This is a genomic window from Lelliottia sp. AC1 (genome assembly GCF_023278595.1).
Taxonomy (GTDB): Bacteria; Pseudomonadota; Gammaproteobacteria; order Enterobacterales; family Enterobacteriaceae; genus Enterobacter; species Enterobacter nimipressuralis.
This window is the reverse complement of record NZ_CP025699.1, coordinates 2973475-2986999: the sequence shown is the minus strand read 5'-3', so window position 1 is coordinate 2986999 and position 13525 is coordinate 2973475. Positions and strand designations below refer to the sequence as shown.

Genomic DNA, 13525 nt, shown 5'->3' with positions numbered 1-13525 from the left:
CGCCATGACAATAACTCCACAACAACTGATCGCGCTGCTACCGCTGCTGATCGTCGGATTGACGGTGGTGGTTGTGATGCTCTCCATTGCGTGGCGACGCAATCACTTCCTGAATGCCACACTGTCGGTTTTAGGTCTGAACGCTGCGTTAGTCTCCCTCTGGTTTGTTGGCCAGGCGGGCGCAATGGATGTCACCCCGCTGATGCGCGTTGACGGTTTTGCGATGCTGTACACCGGGCTGGTCCTGCTGGCGAGCCTGGCGACCTGCACCTTTGCGTATCCATGGCTCGAAGGCTACAACGACAACAAAGAAGAGTTTTACCTGCTGGTTCTGATTGCCGCCCTCGGCGGGATCCTGCTGGCGAACGCGAACCATCTCGCGGCCCTGTTCCTCGGTATTGAGTTGATCTCACTGCCGCTGTTCGGCCTGATTGGTTATGCGTTCCGTCAGAAGCGCTCTCTGGAAGCGAGTATCAAGTATACGATTCTGTCTGCTGCCGCCTCGTCTTTCCTGCTGTTTGGTATGGCACTGCTGTACGCACAGTCCGGTAACCTGTCGTTCGTGGCGCTCGGTAAGAGCCTCGGCGACAACATGCTGCACGAACCGCTGCTGCTGGCGGGTCTGGGCATGATGATTGTCGGTCTTGGCTTTAAACTCTCTCTGGTTCCGTTCCACCTGTGGACGCCAGACGTGTATCAGGGCGCTCCGGCTCCTGTCTCTACCTTCCTGGCGACAGCGAGTAAAATCGCGATCTTCGGTGTGGTAATGCGTCTGTTCCTGTACGCTCCAGTGGGTGACAGCGAAGCGGTGCGCGTGGTGCTTGGCATTATCGCCTTCGCCTCCATCATCTTCGGTAACCTGATGGCGCTGAGCCAGACCAACATCAAGCGTCTGCTTGGTTACTCGTCTATCTCCCACCTGGGTTATCTGCTGGTGGCGCTGATTGCCCTGCAGAGCGGCTCCATGTCGATGGAAACCGTCGGTGTTTACCTGGCCGGTTACCTGTTCAGCAGCCTCGGCGCGTTCGGCGTCGTGAGTTTGATGTCCAGTCCGTACCGTGGTCCGGATGCCGATTCACTGTTCTCCTACCGTGGTCTGTTCTGGCACCGTCCGATTCTGTCTGCGGTAATGACGGTGATGATGCTGTCACTGGCGGGTATCCCGATGACGCTGGGCTTTATCGGTAAGTTCTACGTGCTGGCTGTCGGTGTACAGTCTGGCCTGTGGTGGCTGACGGCTGCGGTGGTTATTGGCTCCGCAATCGGTCTGTACTACTACCTGCGTGTGGCGGTGAGCCTGTATCTGTCGGCGCCACAGCAGCTGAATCGCGATGCACCAACCAACTGGCAGTACAGCGCCGGCGGTATTGTGGTGCTGATCTCCGCGCTGCTGGTACTGATCTTCGGTATCTATCCGCAGCCGCTGATCACCCTGGTGCAGCATGCGATGCCGCTGATGTAATGGTCTCAGACATAAAAAAACCCGCCTCGGCGGGTTTTTTATTGCGGGTGAGCAAAGCGCTACCCGGCAATCAGACTCAAATCAAGCCAGTTGTTTGCGGCTAATCAGCGGCCCATCAATCTTCTTCATCGAACGATCCAGCACTTCCTCAATCACCGATGACAGCTCGTTAAGCTCAAACTTCGCCACGTAGCCATCGGCCTTCACCTTGCGGATATGGTCTTCGTTGGCGTTTCCGGACAGGGAGGAGTGGATCACCACCGGAATATGCTTGAGGATCTCGTCGGATTTGATTTTGCGCGTCAGCGTAAATCCGTCCATCTCCGGCATCTCGAGGTCGGTCAGCACCAGCGCGATTTTATCGGTGATCGGCACGCCTTCGGCCTGCGCCTGTGCAGCCAGCACGCCAATTTTTTCCCACGCTTCTTTGCCGGTGATATGCAGCTGGGCCGGGATGTTCATCGCCTCCAGCCCTTTTTCCAGCATGGAGCGGGCAACCTTAGAATCTTCCGCCACAATCGCCACCGCGCCAGGCTTGATGTTGAATTTGCTGATTTTGAGGTTATTGGCGTGCAGATCGTGGTTCGCCGGAGTGATGTCATACAAAATCTGCTCAACGTCCAGCACCATCGCCAGATCGTTGGTATCCGTCTCTTCATCGAGGCAGGCGATGCTGGTGATGTAGCGTCCGCTGACGGCGGTTTCCGCCGCATGAACCTGCTTCCAGTCCAGACGCATGATGTTTTCTACCGACTCCACGGCAAACGCCTGCACGCTACGGGCATACTCAGTGATCAGCAGAATGTTCAAACCGGTGGCGGGTTTACAGCCGGCCACCGCCGAAAGATCGATGACCGGGATCACCTGATCGCGAATATTCACCATTCCCATCAGCGGCGACTTCATGCCCGCGGGTTTGGTGAATTCCGGCATCGGTACAATTTCACGCAGCTTAAAAACGTTAATGCCAAACAGCTCAGACTTGTTCTCATTCAACGAGGTACCGAGGCGGAACAGCAACAGTTCAAACCGGTTCGACAGGGTCAGATTGGCCCTGTCATCAATATCTTTCTGGAAATTATCCATTTTACCCTCAAGTGAGATGCTTGCCTTTTAATCGTTATCGGCACGCCGAGGGAAAAGTGAAGGGCTAAACGCAAACCTGCATGAAATCGTGGGCCAGCTCGCACTCCTTGAACACTTCCCGGCACTCCGCCAGCAGCGCCGCGCAGCCCTGGGCATCGTAGCGAGAGCTGACGTGGGTGACGATCAGTTTCTGCACGCCTGCATCTCTGGCAAGGGTTGCCGCCTGACGCGTAGAGCTGTGCCCACGGCTGTTGGCTTTCTCTTCCATCGCTGTCTCAAGGGTCGCCTCGTGGACCAGCAGGTCAACGTTGTGCGCCAGAAGCAGCGCTTCAGGGCAGGGCGCCGTATCGCCAAAGATCGCCACTTTTTTACCGGGAACCGGGGCCGCGAGATAGGCCTGACCGTCAACAACGCGTCCGTCATCCAGTGTCACGGTTTCGCCATTTTTCAGCTGCTGGAACAGCGGGCCTGGTTTGATGCCGTCGGCAATCAGCGCGGCAGCGTCCAGTGCGCCGGGTTTGTCGTGTTCTTCCACACGATAGCCATAGCACTCCACCGGATGATTCAGCGGCTGCGCGGTCACCGTAAAACGCGCGTCCTGGAATACCACGCCTTCAGCGATCTCTATCACCTCCAGCGGATAATCGGTCCACGATCCGCTCAGGCGCAGGGTGGTCTCGACAAACGCCTGAATGCCCTTCGGACCGTAGATCGTCAGCGGTCTGGCGTTTCCGGCCATCGAGCGGCTGCACAGCAGCCCTGGTAGGCCAAACAGGTGGTCGCCGTGCAGGTGAGTGATAAAAATTTTATCCAGCTTGCCGGGGTGATACGCGGTGTGTAACAGCTGATGCTGCGTCCCTTCACCACAGTCGAAAAGCCATAAACCCGCGTGCGTCGGGTGCTGTAGATCGAGCAGGATTGCCGTCACATTTCGTGATCGGGTTGGCACACCGGCGGACGTACCGAGAAAAATCAGTTCCATAACATCATCAGACTCTATGACTCACGAGAAGTGTTTAGTATAACGGGATGATACTTAAGAAGGAGCCTGACATGATCCAGTGGCAAGATTTACATCACAGTGAACTGACCGTTTCCGCCCTTTACGCGTTACTCAAATTACGTTGCGAAGTGTTTGTCGTCGAACAGACCTGCCCCTATCAGGATATCGACGGCGATGACCTGGTCGGTGAGAACCGCCATATCCTCGGCTGGAAAGATGACGCGCTGGTGGCGTATGCGAGGATTCTGAAAAGTGAAGACGATTTCGACCCGGTGGTGATTGGTCGGGTGATCATCAGCAGCAACGCGCGAGGAGAAAAACTCGGCTATAAGCTGATGGAACAGACGCTCGAATCCTGCAAAAAACAGTGGCCAGACAAGGCGTTATATCTCGGCGCGCAGGCGCATCTGCAGCCATTCTATGCCCACTTTGGGTTCGCCCCGGTAACAGAGGTGTACGACGAAGACGGTATTCCACATATCGGCATGGCGAGGGAAGCGAAACAGGCGTAATAGCCTGTCGTTGTCTATAGTTAGGGACTGAAGCACTCACATGGAGAAAAATATGTCATTTCAATCCTGGGATTCCCGTATCGACGACGACCTGGCGCTGCTTAGTGAAACACTGGAAGAGGTGCTGCGTTCTTCAGGCGACCCGGCAGACCAAAAGTATATTGAGCTGAAAGCGCGTGCTGAACAGGCGCTGGAAGAGGTCAAACACCGCGTCAGCAATGCCTCCGACAACTACTATTACCGCGCCAAAAAAGCGGTCTATCGTGCCGATGATTACGTGCATGAAAAACCGTGGCAGGGCATTGGCGTAGGGGCGGCTGCCGGCCTGGTGCTGGGGCTTCTGCTCTCCCGCCGCTAAGTTTATGCAAAAACGGTGACCCCTCCCTAAACGTGGGTACTGCTTTTTACGGTAAGTACCCCGTATAATGTGAGGTTTTAACAGGGAGAGGTCAGCGTGCATTCGATTTCAATTGCGATTGAACGTCTTGGTCATTTTCTGGCTCAAGCGTTTCCGCCCACACCCGGCACGCGTCATGTCGAGGTCTCTTTCCCGTTAAACGATGCCTTCGATCCCCTGGCCTGGCTGGGCGCTCAGGTGGCCTATCCTCAGTTTTACTGGCAACAGCGTAGTGGTGAGGAAGAGCTGGCCGCCCTCGGCGCGGTGCACCATTTCTCGTCACTCTCGCTCGCCCGTCAGTTTCTCCAGACTCACGAACTTTCCGATGACACCCGCATTTGCGGCCTGAATGCGTTTGCTCCTGAAAAGAGCCACCTGTTTCTGCCGCGCCTGCTCTGGCTGCGGCTGGGGGGCGTGGCTACACTGCGACTGAACCTGTCGAGCGACCATTCGCTTGCGGATGATGCGCAGCAGGCGAGAGCCTTTTTACAGCAGCTCTCACCCGCCAGAACAATTACCCCGCTCGCTCCGCACAAGGTGCGCGAAACGCATCTGCCTGAAAAACCGGAGTGGCTGCGGCTGATTTCGCAGGCCACCGAGACCATTGCCAGTGGCGCATTCGAAAAAGTGGTGCTGGCGCGGGCGACGGATTTGCACTTTGACCGGGGCATCAATGCTATCGCTCTGATGGCTGCCAGCCGTCGCCTGAACTTCAACTGTTACCACTTCTGCATAGTATTCGACGCCCACAGCGCGTTTATGGGCTCCTCGCCGGAGCGCTTGTGGCGTCGACGCGGCAACCACCTTCGCACCGAAGCGCTGGCGGGCACCGTGGCCAGCCATCCTGACGATCGCCAGGCTCAGCATCTGGGTGAATGGCTGCTGGCCGACGACAAAAATCAGCGTGAAAACATGCTGGTGGTTGAAGACATCTGTCAGCGGCTACAGCACCATACCCAGGCGCTGGAAGTGCTTCCGGCGCAAATCGTTCGTCTGCGCAAGGTGCAGCATCTGCGCCGCTGTATCTGGACCAAGTTAAAACACCCCGATGACGAGCAGTGCCTCCAGCTATTGCAGCCGACGGCTGCTGTCGCCGGTTTGCCGCGCCTGTCAGCGCGCGATTTTATTCAGACACATGAACCGTTCGACCGGGAGTGGTACGCCGGATCGGCCGGATACCTCTCTTTGGCACAAAGTGAGTTTTGCGTGGCGCTTCGCAGCGCGCGCGTCAGTGATTCAGCAGTCAGACTGTACGCCGGGGCAGGGATTGTCAGTGGGTCCGTGCCTGAGGACGAGTGGCAGGAGATAGAAAACAAAGCCGCAGGGCTGAGAACACTGCTCCTTATGGATTAATACTGAGTCGCACATTCCCGATTCATATCAAAATTCAATCACTCTCTATTATTTATACTGTGTCTTAATATTGATACCGGACAATTTCATGTCAGTAAGTTCTTTTAACCGCCGCTGGGCGACGGTCATTCTTGAAGCCCTGACGCGCCATGGCGTCAGGCATGTGTGTATTGCGCCGGGCTCACGTTCTACGCCGCTGACGCTGGCGGCGGCAGAAAACCGGGCGTTTATACATCACACCCATTTTGATGAACGCGGTCTTGGTCATCTGGCGCTCGGGCTGGCAAAAGTCAGCCAGGCACCCGTGGCGGTGATTGTGACGTCCGGTACGGCGGTGGCAAATCTCTATCCGGCTCTGATTGAAGCCGGGCTGACGGGCGAAAAACTCATTCTCCTCACCGCGGACCGACCGCCTGAACTGATCGACTGCGGCGCCAACCAGGCGATCCGCCAGCCGGGTATCTTTGCTTCTCATCCATCCCAGTCGATCGCGTTACCGCGCCCGACTCAGGACATTCCCGCCAGCTGGCTGGTGTCGACGCTTGATAACGCGCTCGGCTCCCTGCGCAGTGGCGCACTGCACATTAACTGCCCGTTCGCCGAACCGCTGTACGGCGAAATGGACGACACCGGCGTTGAGTGGCAGCAAGCCCTCGGCAACTGGTGGCGCAGCGATAAACCCTGGCTGCGCGTACAAACTCATCTTGAAAGCGCCAGACAGCGCGACTGGTTTTTCTGGCGACAAAAGCGCGGCGTCGTTCTCGCCGGGCGCATGAGCGCCGCCGAAGGCAAACTAGTGGCCGAATGGGCGCAAACCCTGGGCTGGCCGCTGATTGGCGATGTGCTTTCGCAAACCGGGCAGCCGCTGCCGTGCGCCGATCTCTGGCTGGGAAATGCCAAAGCGGTAACGGAACTGTCGCAGGCACAAATCGTGGTTCAGCTCGGGTCAAGCCTCACGGGTAAGCGCCTGTTACAGTGGCAAGCCACCTGCGAACCGGAGGAGTACTGGCTGGTGGACCCGCTGGAAGGACGGCTGGATCCGGCGCACCATCGCGGGCGTCGTCTGGTCAGCACTATCGACGAATGGCTGGATGCGCATCCGGCGGAAAAACGTCAGCCGTGGGCGACGGATATTCCGGCGTTGTCGCGTCAGGCCTGGGAGTTAACCTCCCGCCAGTGCGAAGGCTTTGGCGAGGCTGAGCTGGCGCACCGCATCCGCCACTATCTGCCGGAGCAGGGCCAGCTCTTTGTTGGCAACAGCCTGGTGGTGCGTCTGATTGATGCCCTGTCAAAACTGCCGGCCGGGTATCCTGTCTACAGCAACCGTGGCGCCAGCGGGATTGACGGTTTGATCTCAACGGCGGCGGGTGTGCAGCGCGCCAGCGCGAAATCCACCCTGGCGATTGTCGGGGATTTATCGGCGCTGTATGACCTGAACGCGCTGGCACTGCTGCGCCAGGTCTCTGCGCCATTTGTGCTGATTGTGGTGAACAATAACGGTGGGCAGATTTTCTCCCTGCTGCCGACGCCGCAAAGCGAGCGCGAGCGTTTCTATCTGATGCCGCAAAACGTACAGTTTGAACACGCCGCGGCGATGTTTAGCCTCAAATATCATCGCCCGAAGCGCTGGGCCGATCTCGACGACGCGCTCAGTCGCGCCTGGCGGCAGCCGGGCACCACGCTGATTGAGCTGGTCGTCAACGATTCCGACGGCGCGCAGACGCTGCAAAGCCTGCTCGCCCAGGTGAGCCATCTATGATTCTGGCCGGTGAAAGGCGTGCCGGTAAGCCAGGGTTGCCCTGGCTGGTCTTCCTGCACGGTTTTTCCGGCGACTGTCGCGAATGGCAGACGGTGGGCGCGATGGTGCCTGATCATCCGCAGCTGTATCTGGATCTCCCTGGGCACGGCGGTTCACAGGATATTGCCGTCTCTGGGTTCCGCGACGTGAGCCAGCTGCTGACCAATACGCTGCTTAGTTACAACATACTTAACTACTGGCTGGTGGGGTACTCCCTTGGCGGCCGCATTGCGATGGTTCATGCCTGTCAGCAGCCAAAAGGGCTGGCGGGGCTGATTGTCGAGGGCGGTCATCCAGGCCTGTGCGATGCGACAGCGCGAGAAGCGCGAGCCGAATCTGACCACCGCTGGGCGCAACGTTTTCGCGATGAACCACTGCCGTCAGTGTTTCGTACCTGGTATCAGCAGCCGGTTTTTGCCTCACTGACTGACGCGCAGCGTGACGAACTCATTGCCCTGCGCAGCCAAAATAATGGCGCGACCCTTGCCGCCATGCTGCAGGCCACATCCCTGGCGAACCAACCTGATTTACGCGCGGCGCTGAACGCCCGCACAACGCCTTTTCACTATGTGTATGGCGAGCGCGACGAGAAGTTTGCAGCCCTCGCGGCTGAACTTAACGCCGAACGCCATGTGATTCCCAATGCCGGACACAACGCCCACCGGGACAATCCCGCTGCGGTTGCCGCGAGTCTGGCGCAGATACTGCGTTTTTGAATAAAGGACATCCCATGATCTACCCTGATGAACAAATGCTGTATGCCCCCGTTGAATGGCAAGACTGCTCCGAAGGCTATACGGATATTCGTTACCACAAATCGACGGACGGCATTGCCAAAATCACCATCAATCGCCCTCAGGTACGTAACGCGTTTCGTCCCCTGACCGTGAAAGAGATGATGCAGGCGCTGGCCGATGCACGTTACGACGATAACGTCGGCGTGATCGTTCTGACCGGCGAAGGCGACAAAGCCTTCTGCGCGGGCGGCGATCAGAAAGTGCGCGGCGACTACGGCGGATATCAGGATGACTCCGGCGTACATCACCTGAATGTGCTCGACTTCCAGCGCCAGATCCGCACCTGTCCAAAACCTGTCGTGGCGATGGTTGCTGGCTACTCCATCGGTGGCGGCCACGTGCTGCACATGATGTGTGATCTGACGATTGCTGCGGAGAACGCCATCTTCGGCCAGACCGGTCCGAAAGTCGGCTCATTCGACGGCGGCTGGGGCGCGTCCTATATGGCGCGCATTGTCGGTCAGAAAAAAGCGCGTGAAATCTGGTTCCTGTGCCGTCAGTACGATGCCAAAGAGGCGCTGGATATGGGCCTCGTCAACACGGTGGTGCCGATTGCCGATCTGGAAAAAGAGACCGTTCGCTGGTGTCGCGAAATGCTGCAAAACAGCCCAATGGCGCTGCGCTGCCTGAAAGCGGCACTGAACGCCGACTGCGACGGTCAGGCCGGTCTGCAGGAGCTGGCGGGTAACGCCACTATGTTGTTCTACATGACCGAAGAAGGGCAGGAAGGCCGCAACGCGTTTAACGAAAAACGCCAGCCGGACTTCAGCAAATACAAACGGAATCCGTAATGCGTCGCGCGCAGGTTTACCGCTGGCAGATACCCATGGACGCGGGCGTGGTGCTGCGTGAACGGCGGTTAAAAACCCGTGACGGTCTCTTCGTCCATCTGCAGCAGGGCGAAAAGCAGGGCTGGGGCGAAATCTCGCCGCTGCCGGGCTTTAGCCTTGAATCGCTTGACGACGCCCAGGCCGCGCTGCTGAGTTGGGTGAATGCCTGGCGCGAAGGGGCTTCTCCGGCACTGCCGGAGGTGCCTTCTGCCGCCTTCGGTATTAGCTGCGCGCTGGCCGAGCTGGACGGCACGCTGCCGGACGCGGCGGATTACCGCGCCGCGCCGCTCTGCTCGGGCGATCCGGACGAACTGTTTGCCGCCCTTAGCGCTATGCCCGGCGAGAAAGTCGCCAAGGTCAAAGTGGGCCTGTACGAAGCGGTACGCGATGGCATGGTGGTCAATTTGCTGCTCGAAGCGATTCCGGATTTGCGTCTGCGTCTGGATGCAAACCGCGCGTGGACGCCGCTCAAGGCGCAGCAGTTCGCGAAGTACGTCAATCCGGCGTATCGCGATCGCATCGCATTTATGGAAGAGCCGTGCAAAACCCGCGACGACTCGCGCGCCTTTGCGCAGGAGACGGGAATTGCCATTGCCTGGGATGAAAGCCTGCGTGAAGCGGATTTCCAGTTTCTCGCCGAGCCGGGCGTAAGTGCGGTGGTGATCAAGCCGACGCTGACGGGCAGCCTGGAAAAGGTGCGCAAGCAGGTGGCTGCGGCCCACGCTCTCGGCCTGACGGCGGTGATAAGTTCCTCTATTGAGTCGAGCCTTGGCCTGACGCAACTGGCGCGAATTGCCGCGTGGCTCACCCCGCAGACCATTCCGGGGCTGGACACGCTCAATCTGATGCAGGCCCAGCTGGTGCGTCGCTGGCCGGAGAGTACCCTCCCGATGGTGGACGTTGAGGCGCTGGAGCCACTGCTATGAGCTTTACCGACTGGCCGTGGCGGCACTGGTGTCAGCAAAAAGCCGACAAACCCGCGCTGCGCCTGAACAGTGACACGCTGACCTGGCACCAGCTGTGCCAGCATGTTGATGTGCTGGCAAGCGGCTTCCGACAGCAGGGCGTGCAGGATGGCGACGGGGTGATGCTGATGGCGCAAAACCATCCCAGCACTTTGCTGGCGTGGCTGGCATTACTGCAATGTGGCGCGCGGATTTTACCCGTCAACCCGCAGCTTCCACGTCCGCTGCTGAATGTATTAATTCCCCAGATGACGTTGCGTTTTGCGCTGGTGCTGGACGGCGAGTTCGACGGATTGCCAACGGTGTTGATGCGCGAATCAGCAGGTCACTACGCCGCCCCCTGGCAACCCGCGCGGCTGGCGTCCATGACGCTCACCTCCGGTTCGACAGGTCTACCAAAAGCGGCGGTACATACCTGCGACGCGCATCTTGCCAGCGCGCAGGGCGTGCTCTCTCTGATGCCCTATGGCGACGATGATGACTGGCTGCTTTCCCTGCCTCTTTTTCATGTCTCCGGACAGGGGATTTTGTGGCGTTGGCTACTGGCCGGCGCGCGATTAACCGTGCGTGAAAAACAGCCCCTGGAGCAGATGCTGGAGGGCTGCACGCATGCCTCGCTGGTGCCGACGCAGCTCTGGCGTTTGCTGAATCACCCTGATCCTGTCGCGCTCCGGGCCGTCCTGCTGGGCGGCGCGGCGATCCCCGTTGAGTTAACCCTTCGGGCGCAAGAGCAGGGCATCAAAACCTGGTGCGGATACGGGCTGACAGAATTCGCCTCGACAGTTTGTGCGAAAGAAGCCGACGGGCAACCGGATGTCGGGACTGCGCTACCGGGGCGCGAGGTTAAAATTGTTGAAGGTGAGGTCTGGCTCCGGGCCAAAAGTATGGCCAGCGGCTACTGGCGCGACGGCGGATTAACGCCGCTTGCCAATGCGCAAGGCTGGTTTGCTACCCGCGATCGTGGAGAGTTACATGACGGCCGTCTGACTCTTGTCGGGCGCATGGATAATCTCTTTTTCAGCGGCGGAGAAGGCATTCAGCCGGAAGAGCTGGAGCGCGTCATTAGCGGGCATCCGCTGATTCATCAGGTGTTCATCGTGCCGCTGGACGACGCCGAATTTGGTCAGCGACCGGTGGCGGTGGTCGAATGCGCAGAAGACGCGGATATCACGACCTTCCCGGAGTGGGTGGGCGATAAGCTGGCGCGTTTCCAGCAGCCGCGACACTGGCTAGTTTTGCCCGCTGAGCTGAAAAGCGGTGGGATCAAAATCTCCCGTCGGGCGCTGCAGCAGTGGGTGAACGCTTTTCTGAAAGGCTAGCGTTTTCAGGCAGCTGCTGCGGTGGGCTAACGCCAGAAAGTTTCAAATCGTTACAATCTAAACGTCATACGCACCGATAGCGCATTGATCCCTGGATTTCTCGGGTTAAAATCGCGCGGTTTTGGGATATCTATTTTAAATGAGTGCGGGATCACGACAATGAAAAAAGTGGCATTACTGGGCCTGAGCGGCCTGATGTTTGTATCTGCGGCGGCAAATGCAATCTCTTTTAGCGGCCAGGCGGGTAAGGATTACACCCACCTCGGTTTTGGCATGGGCACAGAGACCTCCGGCCTGGCGATGACCGGCGGCTGGACTCATAACGATGACGACGGCGATGCCGCGAGCCTCGGTCTGGGCCTGAACATTCCGCTGGGTCCATTCCTGGCGACCGTTGGCGGGAAAGGTATCTACACTAACCCGAACGACGGCGACGAAGGCTACGCAGCAGCAGTGGGCGGCGGTTTGCAGTGGAAAATCGGCGACAGCTTCGGTCTGTTTGGTGAGTACTACTACTCTCCGGATTCCCTCTCCAGCGGTATCGACAGCTATGAAGAAGCCAACGCCGGTGCGCGCTGGACGATCATGCGTCCGATCACCATCGAAGCCGGTTATCGCTACCTGAACCTCGCCGGTAAAGACGGCAACCGCGACAACGCGCTGGCCGATGGCCCGTACGTGGGCGTGAGCGCAGGATTCTGATTTTAGGGTGCGGCGTCCTGCCGCACCTGTTTCTCTCTTCCCCCCACATCTGATTGCGCTATAGTGTTTCCACTAAATAAGTGGGAGAACACGATGATAAGCGTGGAAATGTTGTCCACTGGCGACGAAGTGCTGCATGGACAAATTACCGATACCAATGCGGCCTGGCTGGCCAATTTTTTCTTTGAGCAGGGATTATCGTTAACGCGCCGTAATACCGTCGGCGATAGCCTCGAGTCGCTGGTCAACGTGCTGCGTGAGCGCAGCGAACATGCGGATGTGCTGATCGTCAACGGTGGCCTCGGGCCAACCAGCGACGACCTCAGCGCCCTGGCAGCGGCGACGGCCAAAGGCGAAGGGCTGGTGCTGCATAAAGAGTGGCTGGTGCAGATGGAGCGCTTCTTCAGCGAGCGTGGCCGGGTGATGGCGCCCAGCAACCGCAAGCAGGCGGAAATCCCCGCCAGCGCCGAGTTTATTAATAATCCAGTCGGCACGGCCTGCGGTTTTGCGGTCAAGCTGAACCGCTGCCTGATGTTCTTTACCCCCGGCGTTCCCTCTGAATTTAAAGTGATGGTCGAGCAGGAAATTATGCCGCGCCTGCGCGAGCGGTTCACACTCCCGGAGCCGCCGATTTGCCTGCGCCTCACCACCTTTGGCCGTTCGGAAAGCGATCTGGCGCAAAGCCTCGATCCCCTTGAGCTGCCGGAAGGGGTATCAATGGGCTACCGCTCCTCAATGCCGATAATCGAGCTGAAACTGACCGGTCCGGCGACGCAAAAAGCGGCGATGCTGGCGGCATGGCCTGAGGTGCAGCGTGTAGCGGGTGAAAATCTGATCTTTGAAGGCACCGAAGGATTACCGGCGCAAATCGCCCGTCATCTTCAGGAGCGTCAATTGAGCCTGACCCTGAGCGAGCAGTTCACTGGCGGTTTGTTGGCGCTGCAACTCTCGCGGGCTAACGCCTCGCTGCTGGCGAGCGAAGTGGTGCCTTCGCAGGAAGAGACCTTGGCGCAAACCGCCCACTGGACGGCCGATCGTCGGGTCAACCATTTCGCCGGACTGGCGCTGGCGGTGACTGGCCTTGAAGATGAGCATCTCAACTTTGCCCTCGCCACACCGCAGGGCACTCACGCTCTGCGCGTGAAAATGAGCGCCACGCGCTACAGCCTGCAGGTGCGCCAGGAGGTGTGTGCGATGATGGCGTTGAATATGCTGCGCCGCTGGCTGAATGGCAAAGAGGTCGCCAGCGATCATGGCTGGATTGAGGTGGTGGAAACGCTGTTTATCGAGTGAAAAAACCG

Annotated in this window: 13 protein-coding genes; 11 read left to right on the top strand and 2 right to left on the bottom strand. The window is 58.6% G+C overall.

All coding sequences use genetic code 11. The features are described 5' to 3' along the window. The first annotated feature begins 4 nt into the window (after positions 1-4). Entirely contained in the window at positions 5-1462 is a 1458-nt protein-coding gene (nuoN, locus tag C0560_RS14130) for an NADH-quinone oxidoreductase subunit NuoN (protein WP_100779457.1), read from the top strand. 81 nt (positions 1463-1543) lie between these two features. Here nuoN and C0560_RS14125 read toward each other — a convergent pair whose 3' ends face one another. Both C0560_RS14125 and rnz read right to left on the bottom strand, forming a co-directional pair. Continuing rightward, on the bottom strand, positions 1544-2548 hold the full coding sequence (locus C0560_RS14125; RefSeq protein WP_100779458.1) for a chemotaxis protein: 1005 nt from the start codon (positions 2546-2548) through the stop codon (positions 1544-1546). Between the two features lie 64 nt (positions 2549-2612). Then, entirely contained in the window at positions 2613-3530 is a 918-nt protein-coding gene (rnz, locus tag C0560_RS14120; RefSeq protein WP_248858813.1) for a ribonuclease Z, read from the bottom strand. A gap of 71 nt (positions 3531-3601) precedes the next feature. Between rnz and C0560_RS14115 the strand changes: the two genes are divergently transcribed. From C0560_RS14115 to C0560_RS14070, 10 genes are all read left to right on the top strand, one after another. Then, the gene (locus C0560_RS14115; RefSeq protein ID WP_100779460.1) at positions 3602-4063 is read left to right on the top strand and encodes a GNAT family N-acetyltransferase; all 462 of its coding nucleotides are present in this window, start codon (positions 3602-3604) and stop codon (positions 4061-4063) included. 52 nt (positions 4064-4115) lie between these two features. Then, entirely contained in the window at positions 4116-4421 is a 306-nt protein-coding gene (gene elaB, locus C0560_RS14110; RefSeq protein ID WP_100780844.1) for a stress response protein ElaB, read from the top strand. 96 nt (positions 4422-4517) lie between these two features. After that, on the top strand, positions 4518-5813 hold the full coding sequence (menF, locus tag C0560_RS14105; RefSeq protein WP_248858811.1) for an isochorismate synthase MenF: 1296 nt from the start codon (positions 4518-4520) through the stop codon (positions 5811-5813). Between the two features lie 88 nt (positions 5814-5901). Continuing rightward, entirely contained in the window at positions 5902-7572 is a 1671-nt protein-coding gene (gene menD / locus C0560_RS14100; protein ID WP_248858809.1) for a 2-succinyl-5-enolpyruvyl-6-hydroxy-3-cyclohexene-1-carboxylic-acid synthase, read from the top strand. Beyond that, entirely contained in the window at positions 7569-8327 is a 759-nt protein-coding gene (gene menH, locus C0560_RS14095) for a 2-succinyl-6-hydroxy-2,4-cyclohexadiene-1-carboxylate synthase (RefSeq protein WP_248858807.1), read from the top strand. The genes menD and menH overlap by 4 nt, the downstream gene beginning before the upstream one ends. 14 nt (positions 8328-8341) lie before the next feature. Next, positions 8342-9199: a 1,4-dihydroxy-2-naphthoyl-CoA synthase gene (gene menB / locus C0560_RS14090; RefSeq protein WP_100779464.1), complete on the top strand. Its 858-nt coding sequence runs from the start codon at positions 8342-8344 to the stop codon at positions 9197-9199. After that, entirely contained in the window at positions 9199-10164 is a 966-nt protein-coding gene (menC, locus tag C0560_RS14085) for an o-succinylbenzoate synthase (RefSeq protein ID WP_248858804.1), read from the top strand. Before menB ends, menC begins: the two co-directional genes overlap by 1 nt. Next, a complete protein-coding gene (gene menE, locus C0560_RS14080) occupies positions 10161-11522 on the top strand; it encodes an o-succinylbenzoate--CoA ligase (RefSeq protein ID WP_248858802.1) in 1362 nt (453 codons plus the stop codon). The genes menC and menE overlap by 4 nt, the downstream gene beginning before the upstream one ends. 159 nt (positions 11523-11681) lie before the next feature. Next, positions 11682-12224, top strand: coding sequence for a YfaZ family outer membrane protein (locus C0560_RS14075; RefSeq protein ID WP_100779467.1), 543 nt, complete (start codon positions 11682-11684; stop codon positions 12222-12224). A gap of 93 nt (positions 12225-12317) precedes the next feature. Further along, positions 12318-13517, top strand: a complete 1200-nt coding sequence (locus tag C0560_RS14070; RefSeq protein ID WP_248858800.1) for a nicotinamide mononucleotide deamidase-related protein YfaY — start codon at positions 12318-12320, stop codon at positions 13515-13517. The last annotated feature ends 8 nt before the right edge of the window (positions 13518-13525 follow it).